General features: G+C 63.1%; 18 protein-coding genes. 11 read left to right on the forward strand and 7 right to left on the reverse strand.

Annotated features, from left to right (window positions below):
• Positions 1-47: 47 nt before the first annotated feature.
• The 11 genes from nuoG (at position 48) to J3P84_RS17360 (ending at position 11,524) form a co-directional block, all read left to right on the forward strand.
• Positions 48-2,762: an NADH-quinone oxidoreductase subunit NuoG gene (gene nuoG / locus J3P84_RS17310; protein ID WP_434624708.1), complete on the forward strand. Its 2,715-nt coding sequence runs from the start codon at positions 48-50 to the stop codon at positions 2,760-2,762.
• The gene (nuoH, locus tag J3P84_RS17315; RefSeq protein ID WP_186609329.1) at positions 2,759-3,766 is read left to right on the forward strand and encodes an NADH-quinone oxidoreductase subunit NuoH; all 1,008 of its coding nucleotides are present in this window, start codon (positions 2,759-2,761) and stop codon (positions 3,764-3,766) included. Before nuoG ends, nuoH begins: the two co-directional genes overlap by 4 nt.
• Before the next feature lie 11 nt (positions 3,767-3,777).
• Positions 3,778-4,326, forward strand: coding sequence for an NADH-quinone oxidoreductase subunit NuoI (gene nuoI, locus J3P84_RS17320; RefSeq protein WP_072392816.1), 549 nt, complete (start codon positions 3,778-3,780; stop codon positions 4,324-4,326).
• A 9-nt stretch (positions 4,327-4,335) separates the two neighbouring features.
• A complete protein-coding gene (gene nuoJ / locus J3P84_RS17325; RefSeq protein ID WP_030141317.1) occupies positions 4,336-4,836 on the forward strand; it encodes an NADH-quinone oxidoreductase subunit J in 501 nt (166 codons plus the stop codon).
• A gap of 4 nt (positions 4,837-4,840) precedes the next feature.
• Entirely contained in the window at positions 4,841-5,149 is a 309-nt protein-coding gene (gene nuoK, locus J3P84_RS17330; RefSeq protein WP_003180046.1) for an NADH-quinone oxidoreductase subunit NuoK, read from the forward strand.
• Positions 5,146-6,999: an NADH-quinone oxidoreductase subunit L gene (gene nuoL / locus J3P84_RS17335; RefSeq protein WP_434624710.1), complete on the forward strand. Its 1,854-nt coding sequence runs from the start codon at positions 5,146-5,148 to the stop codon at positions 6,997-6,999. Before nuoK ends, nuoL begins: the two co-directional genes overlap by 4 nt.
• A gap of 39 nt (positions 7,000-7,038) precedes the next feature.
• Entirely contained in the window at positions 7,039-8,571 is a 1,533-nt protein-coding gene (gene nuoM / locus J3P84_RS17340; RefSeq protein WP_305495566.1) for an NADH-quinone oxidoreductase subunit M, read from the forward strand.
• A 7-nt stretch (positions 8,572-8,578) separates the two neighbouring features.
• Entirely contained in the window at positions 8,579-10,042 is a 1,464-nt protein-coding gene (gene nuoN, locus J3P84_RS17345) for an NADH-quinone oxidoreductase subunit NuoN (RefSeq protein ID WP_003203388.1), read from the forward strand.
• Between the two features lie 234 nt (positions 10,043-10,276).
• The gene (locus tag J3P84_RS17350; protein WP_434624712.1) at positions 10,277-10,549 is read left to right on the forward strand and encodes a CopG family ribbon-helix-helix protein; all 273 of its coding nucleotides are present in this window, start codon (positions 10,277-10,279) and stop codon (positions 10,547-10,549) included.
• Positions 10,549-10,824 carry a type II toxin-antitoxin system RelE/ParE family toxin gene (locus tag J3P84_RS17355; protein WP_434624714.1) on the forward strand — a complete coding sequence of 92 codons (276 nt, stop codon included), beginning with the start codon at positions 10,549-10,551 and terminating at the stop codon, positions 10,822-10,824. The genes J3P84_RS17350 and J3P84_RS17355 overlap by 1 nt, the downstream gene beginning before the upstream one ends.
• Before the next feature lie 226 nt (positions 10,825-11,050).
• The gene (locus tag J3P84_RS17360) at positions 11,051-11,524 is read left to right on the forward strand and encodes a hemerythrin domain-containing protein (RefSeq protein ID WP_305495568.1); all 474 of its coding nucleotides are present in this window, start codon (positions 11,051-11,053) and stop codon (positions 11,522-11,524) included.
• 56 nt (positions 11,525-11,580) lie between these two features.
• On the opposite strand, the gene J3P84_RS17365 is transcribed toward J3P84_RS17360, so the two are convergent.
• The 7 genes from J3P84_RS17365 to J3P84_RS17395 form a co-directional block, all read right to left on the reverse strand.
• Entirely contained in the window at positions 11,581-12,459 is an 879-nt protein-coding gene (locus J3P84_RS17365) for a LysR family transcriptional regulator (RefSeq protein WP_434624716.1), read from the reverse strand.
• 244 nt (positions 12,460-12,703) lie between these two features.
• On the reverse strand, positions 12,704-13,333 hold the full coding sequence (gene ycaC / locus J3P84_RS17370; protein WP_030141308.1) for an isochorismate family cysteine hydrolase YcaC: 630 nt from the start codon (positions 13,331-13,333) through the stop codon (positions 12,704-12,706).
• 158 nt (positions 13,334-13,491) lie between these two features.
• Positions 13,492-15,330 (reverse strand): amidohydrolase, encoded by a 1,839-nt coding sequence (locus tag J3P84_RS17375; RefSeq protein WP_434605052.1) that lies wholly within the window; start codon positions 15,328-15,330, stop codon positions 13,492-13,494.
• A gap of 118 nt (positions 15,331-15,448) precedes the next feature.
• The gene (locus J3P84_RS17380) at positions 15,449-16,087 is read right to left on the reverse strand and encodes an antibiotic biosynthesis monooxygenase (RefSeq protein WP_434603694.1); all 639 of its coding nucleotides are present in this window, start codon (positions 16,085-16,087) and stop codon (positions 15,449-15,451) included.
• Positions 16,080-16,493, reverse strand: coding sequence for a DoxX family protein (locus J3P84_RS17385; protein ID WP_434624719.1), 414 nt, complete (start codon positions 16,491-16,493; stop codon positions 16,080-16,082). The genes J3P84_RS17380 and J3P84_RS17385 overlap by 8 nt, the downstream gene beginning before the upstream one ends.
• Complete coding sequence (locus J3P84_RS17390) at positions 16,490-17,437, reverse strand: LysR family transcriptional regulator (protein ID WP_305495573.1); 948 nt, start codon at positions 17,435-17,437, stop codon at positions 16,490-16,492. Before J3P84_RS17390 ends, J3P84_RS17385 begins: the two co-directional genes overlap by 4 nt.
• A gap of 60 nt (positions 17,438-17,497) precedes the next feature.
• A complete protein-coding gene (locus tag J3P84_RS17395; RefSeq protein WP_434624721.1) occupies positions 17,498-18,319 on the reverse strand; it encodes an alpha/beta fold hydrolase in 822 nt (273 codons plus the stop codon).
• Positions 18,320-18,594 lie beyond the last annotated feature (275 nt).

The raw sequence follows: 18,594 nt of genomic DNA on the forward strand, positions 1-18,594 counted from the left end.
CCATTAGCCACGCCCGCTGACACCGGGCCAACGAAGAACTTTGAACCATGGCCACTATCCACGTAGACGGCAAAGAGCTCGAAGTCGATGGCGCAGACAACCTGTTACAGGCATGTCTGTCGCTGGGCCTCGACATTCCTTATTTCTGCTGGCACCCCGCCCTTGGCAGCGTTGGCGCCTGTCGCCAGTGCGCGGTCAAGCAGTACACCGACGAAAACGACAAGCGTGGTCGGATCGTCATGTCCTGCATGACCCCCGCCACCGACGGCAGCTGGATCTCCATCGACGACGAAGAAGCGAAAGTGTTTCGCGCCAGCGTCGTCGAATGGCTGATGACCAACCACCCTCACGACTGCCCGGTCTGTGAGGAAGGCGGCCATTGCCACCTGCAAGACATGACCGTGATGACCGGCCACAACGAGCGCCGTTATCGCTTCACCAAGCGCACCCACCAGAACCAGGACCTCGGCCCGTTCATTTCCCACGAGATGAACCGCTGCATCGCCTGCTACCGTTGCGTGCGTTTCTACAAGGACTACGCCGGCGGCACCGACCTCGGTGTGTTCGGCGCCCACGACAACGTGTACTTCGGTCGCGTTGAAGACGGCACCCTGGAAAGCGAGTTCTCCGGCAACCTCACCGAGGTCTGCCCGACCGGTGTGTTCACCGACAAGACTCACTCCGAGCGCTACAACCGCAAGTGGGACATGCAGTTCTCGCCAAGCATCTGCCACGGCTGCTCCAGCGGCTGCAACATCAGCCCGGGCGAACGCTACGGCGAACTACGTCGCATCGAGAACCGCTACAACGGTTCGGTGAACCAGTATTTCCTCTGCGACCGTGGCCGTTTCGGCTATGGCTACGTCAATCGCAAGGACCGCCCGCGCCAGCCGCTGCTCGCCAATGGCGCCAAGCTGAGCCTGGACGAAGCCCTGGACAAGGCCGCCGAACTGCTGCGCGGTCGCAACATTGTCGGCATCGGTTCGCCACGGGCCAGCCTGGAAAGCAACTACGCCCTGCGTGAGCTGGTCGGTGCCGAGCACTTCTACAGCGGCATCGAAGCCGGCGAGCTGGAACGTATTCGCCTGGTGCTGCAGGTGCTCAAGGACAGCCCGCTGCCCGTGCCGACGATGCGCGACATCGAAGATCACGATGCGGTGTTCGTCCTCGGCGAAGACCTGACCCAGACCGCCGCCCGCATGGCCCTGGCCCTGCGCCAGTCGGTAAAAGGCAAGGCCGAAGACATGGCCGACGCCATGCGCGTCCAGCCATGGCTCGACGCTGCGGTGAAGAACATCGGCCAGGACGCGCTGAACCCGCTGTTCATCGCCAGCCTCGCTGAAACCAAGCTCGACGACGTCGCCGAAGAATGCGTCCACGCCGCTCCGGACGACCTCGCGCGCATCGGTTTTGCCGTCGCCCACGCCCTGGACGCCAGCGCCCCGGCCGTCGACGGCCTGGACAGCGAAGCCGCCGGCCTGGCCCAGCGCATCGCCGACGCCCTGCTGGCGGCCAAGCGTCCATTGATCATCGCCGGCACCTCGCTGGGTTCCAAGGCGCTGATCGAAGCCGCCGCCAACATCGCCAAGGCCCTGAAGCTGCGCGAGAAGAACGGTTCCATCAGCCTGGTCGTGCCGGAAGCCAACAGCCTCGGCCTGGCCATGCTCGGTGGCGAATCGGTCGATGCCGCCCTGCAAGCAGTGATCGACGGCAGCGCCGATGCCATCGTGGTGCTGGAGAACGACCTGTTCACCCGCACCGACAATGCCAAGGTCGATGCTGCGCTGAACGCTGCCAAGGTAGTGATCGTCGCCGACCATCAGAAAACCGCCACCACCGACCGCGCCGACCTGGTGCTGCCGGCGGCGAGCTTCGCCGAAGGCGACGGTACGCTGGTCAGCCAGGAAGGTCGCGCCCAGCGCTTCTTCCAGGTCTTCGACCCGCAATACCTGGACGCCAGCATCCTGGTCCACGAAGGCTGGCGCTGGCTGCATGCCTTGCGCGCGACCCTGCTGAACCAGCCGATCGACTGGACCCAGCTGGACCACGTCACCGCGGCCGTCGCTTCGAGCAGCCCGCAGTTGAACCGCATCGTCGACGCCGCGCCGTCCGCCGCGTTCCGCATCAAGGGCCTGAAGCTGGCGCGCGAACCGCTGCGCTATTCCGGTCGCACCGCGATGCGCGCCAACATCAGCGTGCACGAACCGCGTATGCCGCAGGATCAGGACACCGCGTTCGCCTTCTCCATGGAAGGTTACTCGGGCTCCGCCGAACCGCGCTCCCAGGTGCCGTTCGCCTGGTCGCCGGGCTGGAACTCGCCGCAAGCCTGGAACAAGTTCCAGGACGAAGTCGGCGGTCACCTGCGCGCCGGTGATCCGGGCACCCGCCTGATCGAAAGCCAGGGCGATGGCCTCGGCTGGTTCGCCAGCGTGCCACGCGCCTTCAATCCGGCACCGGGCACCTGGCAGGTCGTGCCGTTCCATCACCTGTTCGGCAGTGAAGAGAACTCTTCCAAGGCCGAGCCGGTGCAGGAGCGCATCCCGGCGGCCTACGTGTCGCTGGCCAAGTCCGAAGCCGATCGCCTGGGCGTCAACGATGGCGCCTTGCTGAGCCTGAACGTTGCGGGCCGGACCTTGCGTCTGCCACTGCGCATCAATGAAGAACTGGGCGCCGGCCTGGTGGCCCTGCCGGCTGGCCTGGCGGGCATTCCACCGGCGATTTTCGGCAAGACTGTCGACGGTCTGCAGGAGGCGGCGCAATGAGCTGGTTCACCCCTGAAGTGATCGCGGTGATCCTGACGGTCCTCAAGGCCATCGTGATCCTGCTGGCCGTGGTGGTCTGCGGCGCGTTGCTGAGCTTCGTCGAACGTCGCCTGCTCGGCTGGTGGCAGGACCGCTACGGTCCAAACCGCGTCGGCCCGTTCGGCATGTTCCAGATCGCCGCCGACATGATCAAGATGTTCTTCAAGGAAGACTGGACGCCACCGTTTGCCGACAAGGTGATTTTCACCCTGGCACCGGTCGTGGCCATGAGCGCCTTGCTGATCGCCTTCGCGGTCATCCCGATCACCCCGACCTGGGGCGTGGCGGACCTGAACATCGGCCTGCTGTTCTTCTTCGCCATGGCCGGTCTTTCGGTGTACGCGGTGCTGTTCGCCGGTTGGTCGAGCAACAACAAGTTCGCCCTGCTCGGCAGCCTGCGGGCCTCGGCCCAGACCGTGTCCTATGAAGTGTTCATGGGCCTGTCGCTGATGGGCATCGTGATCCAGGCCGGCTCGTTCAACATGCGCGACATCGTCGAGTACCAGGCCCAGAACCTGTGGTTCATCATTCCGCAGTTCTTCGGTTTCTGTACGTTCTTCATCGCCGGCGTCGCCGTGACTCACCGTCACCCGTTCGACCAGCCGGAAGCGGAACAGGAACTGGCCGACGGTTACCACATTGAATATGCCGGCATGAAATGGGGCATGTTCTTCGTTGGCGAGTACATCGGCATCATCCTGATCTCGGCGCTGCTGGTAACGCTGTTCTTCGGTGGCTGGCACGGTCCGTTCGGCATCCTGCCGCAACTGTCCTTCGTCTGGTTCGCCCTGAAGACCGCGTTCTTCATCATGCTGTTCGTTCTGCTGCGCGCCTCGATCCCGCGCCCACGCTACGACCAGGTGATGGACTTCAGCTGGAAATTCTGCCTGCCGCTGACCCTGATCAACATGCTGGTGACCGCTGCGATCGTTTTGATGAACGCGCCTGCGGCCGCGGTTCAGTGAGGATTTGACCCATGTTCAAATATATTGGCGACATCGTTAAGGGTACCGGTACCCAACTGCGAAGCCTGGTCATGATCTTCGGCCATGGCTTTCGCAAGCGCGACACCCTGCAATACCCGGAAGAAGCGGTCTACCTGGCGCCGCGTTATCGCGGCCGTATCGTCCTGACCCGCGACCCCGACGGTGAGGAACGCTGCGTGGCCTGCAACCTGTGCGCCGTGGCGTGCCCGGTAGGTTGCATCTCGCTGCAGAAAGCCGAGACCGAAGACGGTCGCTGGTACCCGGACTTCTTCCGTATCAACTTCTCGCGCTGCATTTTCTGCGGGTTGTGCGAGGAAGCGTGCCCGACCACCGCGATCCAGCTCACGCCGGATTTCGAAATGGCCGACTTCAAGCGTCAGGACCTGGTGTACGAGAAAGAAGACTTGCTGATTTCCGGTCCCGGTAAAAACCCTGATTACAACTTCTATCGTGTTGCAGGTATGGCCATTGCCGGTAAGCCGAAAGGCGCCGCGCAGAACGAAGCCGAACCGATCAACGTGAAGAGCTTGCTGCCTTAAGGAAGAAAGATGGAATTCGCTTTCTATTTCGCATCGGGTATCGCGGTGGTGTCCACGCTTCGTGTGGTCACCAACACCAACCCTGTGCACGCCCTGCTCTACCTGATCATTTCGCTGATCGCCGTGGCCATGACCTTCTTCGCTCTCGGAGCACCGTTCGCCGGTGCCCTGGAAGTGATCGCCTACGCCGGCGCCATCATGGTGCTGTTCGTATTCGTGGTGATGATGCTCAACCTGGGTCCGGCGGCCGTCCAGCAGGAACGCTCCTGGCTCAAGCCGGGCATCTGGGCCGGGCCGGTGATTCTCTCCGCGCTGCTGCTGGGTGAACTGCTGTATGTGCTGTTCGCCCACCAGAGCGGCCAGGCCATCGGCCACACCACCGTAGGCGCCAAGGCCGTGGGCATCAGCCTGTTCGGTCCGTACCTGCTGGTGGTCGAACTCGCCTCGATGCTGCTGCTTGCCGCAGTCGTCACGGCGTTCCATTTGGGCCGTAACGAGGCGAAGGAGTAATCACATGCCTGCTATCCCTCTCGAGCATGGTCTGGCGGTTGCCGGCATCCTGTTCTGTCTCGGTCTGGTCGGCCTGATGGTCCGCCGCAACATTCTGTTCGTGCTGATGAGCCTGGAGGTCATGATGAATGCCTCCGCCCTGGCCTTCATCGTCGCGGGCGCGCGCTGGGCGCAACCGGATGGACAGATCATGTTCATCCTGGTGATCAGCCTGGCAGCCGCCGAGGCCAGTATCGGCCTGGCGATCCTGTTGCAGCTGTACCGCCGCTTCCACACTCTCGATATTGACGCTGCCAGCGAGATGCGCGGATGAACCTTCTCTTCCTGACTTTCGTATTTCCCCTCATCGGTTTCCTGCTGCTGTCGTTCTCCCGTGGACGCTGGTCGGAAAACCTTTCGGCGCTGGTCGGCGTGGGCTCGATCGGCCTGTCCGCCCTCATCACCGCCTACGTGATCTGGCAATTCAACGTCGCCCCACCGGAAGGTGGCCGGTACGTGCAGGTGCTGTGGCAGTGGATGGCGGTGGAAGGCTTCACGCCGAACTTCGCCCTCTACCTGGACGGCCTGTCGGTGACCATGCTCGGCGTGGTGGTCGGCGTGGGTTTCCTGATCCACCTGTTCGCCTCCTGGTACATGCGCGGTGAAGCCGGTTACTCGCGCTTCTTCGCCTACACCAACCTGTTCATCGCCAGCATGCTGTTCCTGGTACTCGGCGATAACCTGTTGTTCCTGTACTTCGGCTGGGAAGGCGTGGGCCTGTGCTCGTACCTGTTGATCGGTTTCTACTACAGCAACCGCAACAACGGTAACGCCGCGCTCAAGGCATTCATCGTGACCCGCATCGGCGACGTGTTCATGGCCATCGGCCTGTTCATCCTGTTCCAGCAACTGGGCACGCTGAACATCCAGGAGCTGCTGGTTCGTGCTCCGGAGCACTTCAAGGCCGGTGATTTCTGGATCGTCCTCGCGACCCTGATGCTGCTGGGCGGTGCTGTCGGTAAATCCGCGCAACTGCCGCTGCAGACCTGGCTGGCGGACGCGATGGCCGGCCCGACCCCGGTTTCGGCACTGATCCACGCAGCGACCATGGTCACCGCCGGTGTCTACCTGATCGCCCGTACCCACGGCTTGTTCGCCCTGGCGCCGGACATCCTGCACCTGGTCGGCCTCGTTGGCGGCGTGACCCTGGTGCTGGCCGGTTTTGCCGCGCTGGTGCAGACCGACATCAAGCGTATCCTCGCCTACTCGACCATGAGCCAGATCGGCTACATGTTCCTGGCCCTGGGTGTCGGCGCCTGGGAAGGCGCGATCTTCCACCTGATGACCCACGCGTTCTTCAAGGCCCTGCTGTTCCTTGCCTCCGGTGCGGTGATCGTTGCCTGCCACCACGAGCAGAACATCTTCAAGATGGGCGGCCTGTGGAAAAAACTGCCGTTGGCCTACGCCAGCTTCATCGTCGGCGGCGCGGCCCTGGCGGCCCTGCCACTGGTCACCGCCGGCTTCTACTCCAAGGACGAAATCCTCTGGGAAGCGTTCGCCAGCGGTAACCAGGGTCTGCTCTATGCCGGCCTGGTGGGTGCGTTCATGACTTCGCTGTACACCTTCCGCCTGATCTTCATCGCGTTCCACGGTGAAGCCAAGACCGAAGCCCACGCCGGCCACGGCGTCGCCCATTGGCTGCCGCTGTCGGTGCTGATCGTGCTGTCGACCTTCGTCGGCGCAATGATCACCCCACCGCTGGCCGATGTGCTGCCGCAAAGCGTCGGCCATGCCGGCGGCGAAGCCAAGCACAGCCTGGAAATCGCCTCGGGTGCCATCGCCCTGGCGGGGATCCTGCTGGCCGCCCTGCTGTTCCTTGGCAAGCGCCGCTTCGTCACGGCCATCGCCAACAGCGGCATCGGGCGTTTCCTCTCGGCCTGGTGGTTCGCCGCCTGGGGCTTCGACTGGATCTACGACAAACTGTTCGTCAAGCCATACCTTGCGATCAGCCACATTCTGCGCAAAGACCCGCTCGACCAGACCATTGGCCTGATCCCGCGCATGGCCAAGGGCGGCCACACCGCCCTGAGCCGTACCGAGACCGGTCAACTGCGTTGGTATGCGGCTTCCATGGCGGCTGGCGCCGTGCTGGTTATCGGCGCCATCGTGCTGGTAGCGGTCTGATATGAACCTTGCGAACTTGCGAAAGGAAACGAGCCCGTCATGATTCTGCCCTGGCTAATCCTGATCCCCTTCATCGGCGGCCTGCTGTGCTGGATGGCGGAGCGTTCCAGCTCTACCCTCCCGCGCTGGATTGCGCTGCTGACCATGTCCCTGGAACTCGCGCTCGGCCTCTGGCTGTGGGCGACCGGCGACTATTCATTTGCACCGGCCCCTGGCGCCGATCCGACCTGGGCGCTTGAGTTCAAGCACACCTGGATCGAGCGCTTCGGCATCAGCGTGCACCTGGCCCTCGACGGCCTGTCGCTGCTGATGATCCTGCTGACCGGCCTGCTGGGTATTCTCTCGGTACTCTGCTCCTGGAAAGAGATCCAGCGTCACGTCGGTTTCTTCCACCTGAACCTGATGTGGATCCTGGGCGGTGTCGTCGGCGTGTTCCTGGCGCTGGACCTGTTCATGTTCTTCTTCTTCTGGGAAATGATGCTGGTGCCGATGTACTTCCTCATCGCGCTCTGGGGTCACAGTTCTTCGGACGGCAAGAAAACCCGGATCTACGCGGCGACCAAGTTCTTCATCTTCACCCAGGCTTCCGGCCTGATCATGCTGGTGGCGATCCTTGGCCTGGTGCTGGTGAACTTCAACAATACTGGCGTGATTACCTTCAATTACGCCGACCTGTTGAAAGTGCAGATGTCGCGCACCACCGAATACGTGCTGATGCTGGGCTTCTTCATCGCCTTCGCGGTGAAGCTGCCGGTGGTGCCGTTCCACTCCTGGCTGCCGGACGCCCACGCCCAGGCACCGACCGCCGGTTCCGTGGACCTGGCCGGTATCCTGTTGAAAACGGCGGCCTACGGCCTGTTGCGTTTCGCCCTGCCGCTGTTCCCGAATGCCTCGGCGGAGTTCGCGCCGATTGCCATGACCCTGGGCCTGATCGGGATTTTCTACGGTGCGTTCCTGGCGTTTGCCCAGACCGACATCAAGCGCCTGATCGCCTTCTCCAGCGTCTCGCACATGGGCTTCGTGCTGATCGGGATCTACTCCGGCAGCCAGCTGGCCCTGCAAGGCGCGGTGATCCAGATGCTCGCCCACGGCCTGTCGGCCGCGGCGCTGTTTATCCTCAGCGGTCAGTTGTACGAGCGCCTGCACACCCGGGACATGCGTGAAATGGGCGGCATCTGGTCGCGCATCGCCTACCTGCCGGCCATCAGCCTGTTCTTCGCAGCCGCGTCCCTGGGCCTGCCAGGCACCGGCAACTTCGTCGGCGAGTTCCTGATCCTGATCGGCTCGTTCGTCAGCGCACCGTGGATCACCGCGATCGCGACGTCCGGCCTGGTGTTCGGTTCGGTCTACTCGCTGATCATGATCCACCGCGCCTACTTCGGTCCGGCCAAGTCGGACGAAGTGTTGCGGGGCATGGACGGTCGCGAACTGATCATGGTGCTCGGCCTTGCGGTGCTGCTGGTTTACCTCGGCGTCTACCCGCAACCGTTCCTCGACACCTCTGCCGCCACGATGCATGGCGTGCAGCAGTGGCTCGGCACCGCCTTCTCTCAACTCGCTTCGGCCCGGTAAGAGCGCTATGGAATTCACGATTCAACACTTTATCGCGCTTGCGCCGCTGTTGATCACCAGCGCCACGATCATCGTGGTGATGCTGGCGATCGCCTGGCGGCGCAATCACTCGCAGACCTTCCTGCTGTCGGTGGCGGGGCTGAACCTGGCCTTGCTGTCGATCCTGCCGGCCCTGAAAGTCGCGCCACTGGCGGTCACGCCACTGATCCAGATCGACAGCTTCGCCTGCCTGTACATGGCGCTGATCCTGGTCGCCACCCTCGCCTGCGTCACCCTCGCCCACGCCTACCTGGGTGACGGCGGTTCGGGTTACCCGGGCAACCGCGAAGAACTGTACCTGCTGATCCTGATGGCCGCCGCCGGTGGCCTGGTCCTGGTCAGCGCGCAGCACCTGGCCAGCCTGTTCATTGGCCTGGAGCTGCTGTCGGTACCGGTCTACGGCCTGGTGGCCTATGCCTTCTTCAACAAGCGCTCCCTGGAAGCCGGCATCAAGTACATGGTGTTGTCGGCGGCCGGTTCCGCGTTCCTGTTGTTCGGCATGGCCCTGCTCTACGCCGAAGCCGGTACCCTGAGCTTCGTCGGCATCGGCCAGGCCCTGGCGGCCACCGGCCTGCCTAGCCCGATCGCGCAACTGGGCCTGGGCATGATGCTGATCGGCCTGGCGTTCAAGTTGTCGCTGGTGCCCTTCCACCTCTGGACCCCGGACGTCTACGAAGGCGCCCCGGCGCCGGTGGCGGCGTTCCTGGCTACCGCTTCGAAAGTGGCGGTGTTCGCGGTGATGGTGCGGCTGTTCCAGATCTCGCCAGTGGCCAGCAGCGGTGTCCTGAGCAACGTGCTGACGATCATCGCCATCGCGTCGATCCTGTTTGGCAACCTGCTGGCGCTGACCCAGAGCAACCTCAAGCGTCTGCTCGGTTACTCGTCCATCGCCCACTTCGGCTACCTGCTGATCGCCCTGATCGCCAGCAAAGGCCTGGCCGTGGAAGCCATCGGCGTGTATCTGGTGACCTACGTCATCACCAGCCTCGGCGCCTTCGGCGTGATCACCCTGATGTCCTCGCCGTACAACGGCCGCGACGCCGACGCCCTGTACGAGTACCGCGGCCTGTTCTGGCGCCGTCCGTACCTGACCGCCGTGCTGACCGTGATGATGCTGTCCCTGGCCGGCATCCCGCTGACCGCCGGCTTCATCGGCAAGTTCTACATCATCGCCACCGGCGTCGAGGCCCACCAATGGTGGCTGGTCGGCTCCCTGGTGCTGGGCAGTGCCATCGGCGTGTTCTACTACCTGCGCGTGATGGTCACCCTGTACCTGATGGAACCCAACCTGCGTCGTCACGATGCCGAGCTGCACTGGGAACAGAAGGCAGGCGGCGTGATGCTGCTGGCCATCGCCGTCCTGGCGTTCTTCCTCGGTGTGTACCCGCAGCCGTTGCTGACGCTGGTCCAGCAGGCGGGCCTGACCGGCTGATTGCCTGAGCGTCATCGCTGACAAAAATGCCCGTATCGTGAGATGCGGGCATTTTTTTTGCGCTGGATTTGAAACCGTGGCGAGGGAGTTTGCTCCCTCGCCACGGTTTGGTGGTTTTCCGAAATTGTTATTAGGTTTGATTAATTTTTTGGCAGATTAAATCGCAACCACTCATCTATAATCATCGCCCTAGAAGACTGGCTTGCACAGCCAACCGCCAAGGAGAATTCCGTCATGACAACCACCACGAAAACCCGGTCGGTCACCGCTCATGTCCCGGTGGACCTGGCCGAAAAAATCGATCTGATGGCCGAGCGCCTTGAGCGCTCCAGGAACTGGATCGTCAAACAAGCGCTATCTGCCTGGATCGAACAGGAGGAGGAACGCAGCCGCCTGACTCATGAGGCGTTGGCCGATGTTGACGCTGGCCGTGTGGTTGACCACCAGGCCGTCCAGGCTTGGGCCGATAGCCTCAGCACTGACGCCCCGTTACCGGTACCGCATTGATGGAGTTGAAGTGGACCAGCAAGGCGCTTTCCGACATCGCCCGACTTTATGAATTTCTGGCGCTGGTGAATCAACCCGCCGCCGCGCGAACAGTCCAACACCTCACGGCGGCGCCTACCGCTCTGCTGACCAACCCGCGCATGGGTGAGCGCCTGGAAGAGTTCGACCCTCGGAACGTGCGCAGAATCCAGGTCGGCCCCTACGAAATGCGCTATGAAATAATCGGCTCCACCCTTTACCTGCTACGCCTGTGGCACACACGCGAAGATCGGTGACCCTGGGCTCGATCAGCCACCAGCGCCTGCGGCAGCGCAAAGTGCAACGCGGTTTCAGCGTGCCTCATGCAGCCTGCACGATGGCGAAAATTCTCGACAATTTAAATCGTTGATTTAAAAGGGTTTTATCAAGCGGCTCGGCTGGCACGGTGGATGCACCTGTCCTTGTTACGTGGCGTCGGCGCTCGAAGCCGGCCCGCATCCGTGAATGACCGAGGAGCAACACATGAACGCCATCGACCTGTTGAAAGCCGACCATGAACGCGTGAAGGGCATCCTGTCCCAGTTGAGCGAATCAACCGACCGCGCCATCAAGAAACGCACCGAACTGTTGGCCAAGCTGGAAATGGAAGTGTCCATCCATACCCGCCTGGAAGAAGAAATCCTTTATCCGGCCTTCAAGCAGGAAGGTGGCAAGGATGAAGCCGAGATGTACTACGAAGCCAAGGAAGAGCACCGTACCGTCGATTCCCTGGTGCTGCCCGACCTGAAAAACACCGACCCTTCCCAACCTGAGTTCGCCGGTCGCGTGAAAGTGGTCAAGGAGCTGCTCGAGCATCACATCGAAGAAGAAGAGGAAGAAATGTTCCCTAAAGCCGAAGAAATCCTCGGCAAGGCCAAGCTCGAAGAACTGGGCAACCAGATGGAAGCCGTTAAAGCCCAGTACAAGAAAGAGTTCACCGCCAACCTGGCTGCCTGATCTAGGCGTCTCGAAATTCAGCCGTCCCAGGGACGGCTGAATGCGTTTTGCGCCACCTACCGCATGTGTTCACGCAAGAATTCCACCAACGCCTGCACCGGTCGCGAGCTTTGTCGGTGTTGCGGATAGACCGCCGACAGCGTCAACGGCTCGGTCTCGAATCCCTCCAACACCTGGATCAGCCGCCCATCCCTCAACGCCTCACCGAGGATGAAGGTCGGCAGATAAGTAATCCCCATGCCGGCAATCGCCGCATCCCTGAGCAAGTCGCCGTTATTGGCACGCATGCGTCCCACCACTTCCAGCGCCAACGGCTTGCCCTTTCCGGCGAATCGCCACTGCACCTGACGGCTGTGCCCGTACGGCAAACAGTCGTGGCTGCGCAGGTCTTCCGGTCGCGTCGGCGTGCCTCGCTGCGCCAGGTAGGCGGCGCTCGCGCAATACACTCGCTCGATACTCGCAATGCGCCGGGCGATCAGGGTCGAATCTTCCAGCACGCCGATCCTCAGTGCGAGGTCGTACCCCTCCCCCAGCAGGTCCACCGAACGATCACTCAGGTCGACCTCCACGGTGACATCCGGGTAGCGCTGCAAGAACAGCGGCAGCAGGCTGCCCAGGTGCGCCACGGCGAAGGACAACGGAGCGCTGAGGCGGATGGTTCCGCGCGGCTCGCTGGTCTGGCCACTGATGCCCTGCTCCACCTGCTCGACTTCGCTGAGCAGGCGCAACGCCGCCTCGTGATAACGCTGGCCCAGCGGAGTGACGTCCAGGCGGCGCGTCGAGCGATTGAGCAACCGAACCCCCAGCCGCTGCTCCAGCTCCATCAACTTGCGACTGACGAACTGCTTGGACAGCCCGAGCTTGTCCGCCGCGGCGGTGAAACTGCCCGACTCCATGACCTGGGCAAAGATGCGCATTTCTTCGAAGGGGTTCATTGTCATTCCGTGGGTGGACAGTCATCGGGTTCCAGCGGGCATTGTGGTCCTGGCAGGTCAGATTGACCAGCTGTTGAATGTGCCGGCCTCATCGCGAGCAAGCTCGCTCCCACAGGGATTCGAGGCGTTCACAAATCACCTGTGGGAGCGAGCTTGCTCGCGATGAGGCCAGTACAGCTGCCCACCATCAAAGGCCCGACACAAAAACGCCCGCACAAGGCGGGCGTCGTCCAGCAAGGCGCGCTTATTTGGCCGTCAGCGCCGAGTAGCTGTTCATCAGGTTGCGGTAGTTGGGGATGCGCTGGGACAGCAGGTTACCCAGGCCTTCGATGTCGTTGCGCCAGTCGCGGTGCAGCTCACAGGCCACCGAGAACCAGTTCATCATCTGCGCGCCGGCGGCGGTCATGCGCACCCAGGCGGCTTGTTGCACGGTTTCGTTGAACGTACCCGAGGCGTCGGTCACGACAAACACGTCGAAACCTTCAGCCAGGGCCGACAGGGTCGGGAACGCCACGCAGACATCGGTCACTACGCCGGCGATGATCAATTGCTTGCGGCCGGTGGCCTTGATCGCCTTGACGAAGTCTTCGTTGTCCCAGGCATTGATCTGGCCAGGGCGCGGAATATACGGCGCGTCCGGGAACATTTCCTTGAGCTCCGGCACGATCGGGCCATTGGGGCCCTGTTCGAAACTGGTGGTCAGGATGGTCGGCAGGCCAAAGAACTTGGCCAGGTCAGCCAGGGCCAGCACGTTGTTCTTGAACTCGTTGGGCGAGAAATCCTGGACCAGGGAAATCAGGCCAGTCTGGTGATCGACCAGCAGGACCACCGCGTCGTCTTTGTTCAGGCGGTTGTAGGCGGGAACGTTGCTCATGGGATGACTCCTTTGGGATGGATATATTGAAACCAATGTGGGAGCGAGCTTGCTCGCGATAGCGGAGTGTCAGGCGGCGGCACGTTGAGTGTTCCGCCGCCATCGTCGGATCGCCGCCCGGAGCAAGCTCGCTCCCACAGGGGAATTCCGCGTCTCAGTTAAAAGGCAAAACACGAACAGCCAAACGCGCCCCAGAACCCCTGGAAGTCGCTGACCGGCACGTTCGACAGACGCGCCCGTTCATGGCTGTGGGAATGCACCTTGCACGGCCCGCTGCACTGGTGGACTTGCGCCTGCAATGGCGAAGCCGGACGCCAGTGGCCGGGAACCTTGACCACCGGCGACCAGTCCGGCAGTACCGGGACGCTGGCCGGGCCGAGTTTTTCGAAGTCGCCGGCGGCATAGACGACCTTGCCGTCCACCACGGTCAGCACCGATTCGATCCACTTGATGGCTTCTTCCTCGACGCTGAAGAAGTCCGCGCTCAGGGCTGCCAGGTCCGCCAGTTGACCAACCTTGATCTGGCCCTTCTTGCCCTGCTCCGAGGAGAACCAGGCGCTGCCATGGGTGAACAGCTCCAACGCGGTCAGCCGCGGCAGGCCTTCTTCGTGCAGCGAGAGGCCGCCGACGGTGCGGCCGCTGACCATCCAGTACAGCGATGTCCACGGGTTGTAGCTGGAGACCCGGGTGGCGTCGGTGCCGGCGCCCACCGGTACGCCTTCGGCCAGCATGCGCTTGATCGGCGGCGTGGCTTCGGCGGCCTTGGCGCCGTAGCGGTCGACGAAATATTCACCCTGGAAGGCCATGCGGTCCTGGATCGCGATGCCACCGCCCAGCGCCCGGACCCGCTCGATGTTTTTCGGCGTGATGGTCTCGGCGTGGTCGAAGAACCACGGCAGGCCGTTGAACGGAATGTCGCGGTTGACCTTCTCGAACACGTCGAGCATGCGGCTGATGGATTCGTCATAGGTGGCGTGCAGGCGGAACGGCCAGCGCTGCTCGACCAGATGACGCACCACCGGCTCCAGGTCCTGCTCCATGCCCGGCGGCAGGTCCGGACGCGGTTCGAGGAAGTCTTCGAAGTCCGCCGCCGAGAACACCAGCATTTCCCCGGCACCGTTGTGCCGCAGGAAATCGTCGCCCTGGTGCAGCTTGACGCTGCCGGTCCAGTTCTTGAAGTCGGTGAGTTCTTCCTTGGGCTTCTGGGTGAACAGGTTGTAGGCGATGCGCACCGTCAACTGCTGCTCGCGAGCCAACTGCTCGATGACTTCGTAGTCGTCCGGGTAGTTCTGATAGCCGCCGCCGGCGTCGATCGCGCTGGTCAGGCCCAGGCGATTGAGCTCGCGCATGAACTGGCGGGTGGAGTTGACCTGGTATTCCAGCGGCAGCTTCGGCCCTTTCGCCAGCGTCGAGTAAAGGATCATCGCGTTGGGCCGCGCCACCAGCATGCCGGTCGGATTCCCGTTGGCATCGCGAACGATCTCGCCGCCCGGCGGGTTCGGCGTGTCGCGGGTGTAGCCGGCCACCCGCAGCGCGGCGCGGTTGAGCAAGGCGCGGTCGTACAGGTGCAGCACGAACACCGGCGTGTCGGGCGCGGCCTGGTTCAGTTCTTCCAGGGTCGGCAGGCGTTTTTCGGCGAACTGGAATTCGTTCCAGCCCCCCACCACCCGTACCCATTGCGGGGTCGGGGTGCGATCGGCCTGGTCCTTGAGCATGCGCAAGGCGTCGGCCAGGGACGGCACACCTTCCCAACGCAGCTCCAGATTGTAGTTCAGGCCACCGCGGATCAGGTGCAGGTGCGAGTCGTTGAGGCCGGGAATGACGGTGCGGCCCTTGAGGTCGATGACCTGGGTGCCGCTGCCACGCAAGGCCATGGCCTCGGCATCGGTGCCCACGGCGACGAAACGGCCCTGGCTGATGGCAACCGCGCTGGCGCGAGGTTTTTCACGGTCGACGGTATGGAACTGGCCATTGAACAGAATCAGATCGGCGTTCATTGGATGTCCTTCTGGATGGGAAGATGAAAGAGCCAGGCGTGGCCAGAAAGCCGCCGCCGCGCTGAGCAGGGATCCGGCGGCCAGCAACTGGCGGCGCAGCGGATCGGTCGGGTCGTCTTTATTGGCCATCGCCGGGCTCCAGGTGTTGGTGGGCCTTGGACGCTTCCAGCCACGGCGCGAACAGACGCGTCGCCAGCGGCATGCACACGTACACCACCGAGAGCACGATGGTCACGGTGATCAGGAACGTGGCGACCACGTAGTTCGACAGAAACGCGTTGAGTTGCAGCAGCGGGCCCCAGAGCAACGGCACCAGCAAGGTGTGCGGCAGGATGACCAGCAAGGTCACCACCGATTGCTTCCAGCGCGGTGGCGGCGTGGCGGCATCGGCCAGCGGGGCGAACCAGAATTCCTTGTGCGGGGCGACTTCTGTCTGGTCGCCGTCCGCCAGCAGCGGCGCGGCCTCTTCCACCAGTTCGCGGCGCTCGGGCGAGTCCAGCCAGCGCTGCATGGCCTCGGTGGAGCAGAACCGCAGCACGCAGGTGAACAGCGACAACCCGCCCTGCTTGCCCCGGACTACGTCCACGCCCAGATGCCCCGGCCATTGGCCGGCCACGCTGACGATGCGCCGCAACCAGGCTTCATAGGCGCCGTCCTGCCCGGCCTTGACCCGGTGTTTGACTACCAGGGTGACGATTTCATCGAAGCCGGGGATCGCCGGGATCGCGGTTGATTCAAGGGTTTGGGATTCAGGCATGACGCAGCACTCCAGCAAAACGCGCGTTGATCGCCAGGCCTCCCGGGCCGGCAATGAACACGCTGGTAAATATGATCAGCAGCAACCAGCCGAACTGGCCTTCTTCCAGGCTCCATTGCGGGTGCACCACGAGCAGCGCAACGGCCAGCAGGACGAGGATGGGCAAGCACGCCAGGCGCACCAGCACGCCGGCCATGATCAGCAGCGGGCAAAGCACCTCGGCGAAAATCGCCAGGATCAGCGTGGGCGCCGCGCCGAGGTGGAACGGGTCTTCGATGCGGGTCAGCTCGGCGCTGTAGTTCAGCAGCTTCGGCAAGCCATGGACCCACAGCAGAAACAGCGCGCCGCTCAGGCGCAGGAACAGCAGGCCGAGGTCCTGCATGCGGCGTTCGTCAGTGGTGTTCATCGGTGAGCTCCGGCCGGGTCCGTCGAGGCGGCTGCCGGCAACGGTTGGGACATGTGGGTGGCGATGCGCGAGCGCAGCCAGCGCTCGGCGGGGTCGTTGTCGTGGACGCCGCTCCAGACCATCGACAACTCGGCGGCATTGATCTCGAACGGCGGGTCTTCGGCGCGCAAGGCGCAGCCCTCCACCAGCGCGCAGGCGGCGTAGTCCGGTACCGTGGCGATCAGCTCGGTGCCCGCCAGCAAGGCGCGCAGGCCGCTGAATTGCGGCACCGCCAAGACCACTTTGCGGGCCCGGCCGATGCGCGCCAGGTCCAGGTCGATGTTGCCGCTCAGGTCGCCCGAGAACGACACCATGGCGTGGGGTCGCGAGCAGTAGTCGTCCAGGGTCAGCGGCCCCGGGCGCTTGTCGCCACGCAGGACCTTGCAGGGAATGTCCCGCAATTTCTTGCGCTTGGCATTGGCCGGCAGGTCGGTGGTGTAGCTGACGCCGACGCTGATTTCGCCGCTGGCGAGCAACGACGACATCAAAAGGAAATTGGCCCGGCGCACCACCACGATGATGCCCGGCGCTTCTTCGCGCAATTGACTGAGCAGCGGTGGAAACAGGCCGAATTCGGCATCATCGGACAGACCGATGCGGAACACGTCGCAACTGGTGGACGGGTCGAACGCCTTGGCCCGGCTGACCGCGCCGGAAATGGTGTCCATGGCCGGCTGCAATTCTTGCAGGATCGCCAGGGCCCGAGGCGTCGGTTCCATGCCCCTCCCGTGACGGATCAGCAGCGGATCATCGAACAGATCCCGCAGCCGCCCGAGCGCCGCGCTCACCGCCGGCTGGCCCATGAAGAGCTTTTCGGCGACACGGGTCAGGTTCTTCTCGAACATCAGCGCCTCGAAGATCACCAGCAGGTTCATGTCGAGGCGGCGTAGATCGTTGCGGTTCATCGGTGTGAGGTCCTGTTTAAACTGTGGGAGCTGGCTTGCTCCCACAGGTTCATGGCTTGATCAACCCTGGATGAACGCCAGCAGGTCGGCGTTCAGCCGGTCCTTGTGGGTGTCGGTCAGACCATGGGGCGCGCCCGGATAGACCAGCAGCTGCGAGTTCTTGAGCAGCTTGGCGGCCGCGATGCCGGCGGTTTCGATCGGCACTACCTGGTCGTCATCGCCATGCACCACCAGGGTCGGCACATCGATGTTGCGCAGGTCTTCGGAAAGATCGGTCTCCGAGAAGGCCTTGATGCAGTCATAGGCGTTCTTGTGGCCGGAGAGCATGCCCTGCATCCAGAACCAGTCGATCATGCCCTGGGACACCTTGGCACCCGGACGGTTGGCGCCGAAAAACGCGCTGGCCACATCCTTGTATAGCTGAGAACGGTCGGCCAGGGAGGCCTGGCGGAAGCCGTCGAACACCTCGATGGGCAGGCCGCCGGGGTTGGCCGCGGTCCTGAGCATCAGCGGCGTGACCGCCGAGATCAGGCCGAGCTTGGCGACGCGGGCGGCGCCGTGCCGACCGATGTAGCGCGCCACTTCGCCACCGCCGGTGGAGAAACCGAGCAACACCGCGTCCTTGAGGTCCAGGCGCTCGATCAGCTCGGCCAGGTCATCGGCGTAGGTGTCCATGTCATTGCCGTCCCAGGGCTGGCTGGAACGCCCGTGACCACGACGGTCGTGGGCAATCACCCGATAGCCGTTGGACGCCAGGAACATCATCTGCGCCTCCCAACTGTCCGAATTCAACGGCCAGCCGTGGCTGAAGACCACCGGTTGGCCACTGCCCCAATCCTTGTAGTAGATCTCGGTGCCGTCGCGGGTGATGAAAGTGCTCATGACGTGATTCCTTGAGGTCGGTGGATCATTCAATGGTCCGGCCAGGAGAGGCATGTGCGTGAGTTAAACGTTGTTAATTTTTTCGCGACGGCGGTGTTAAAACCTCAGGGGGGAACTGCTTTTGTGGCGAGGGGATTTATCCCCGCTGGGCCGCGAAGCGGCCCCCCAAAGCGCAATCCCCAAATATGTCTGGCACCCCGAGATAACAGTCTTGGGACTGCTTCGCAGTCCAGCGGGGATAAATCCCCTCACCACACATAAATCCCCTCACCACA

Origin of the sequence: Pseudomonas sp. Z1-29, assembly GCF_051131995.1 — a bacterium.
In the GTDB taxonomy this organism is placed as follows: Bacteria; Pseudomonadota; Gammaproteobacteria; order Pseudomonadales; family Pseudomonadaceae; genus Aquipseudomonas.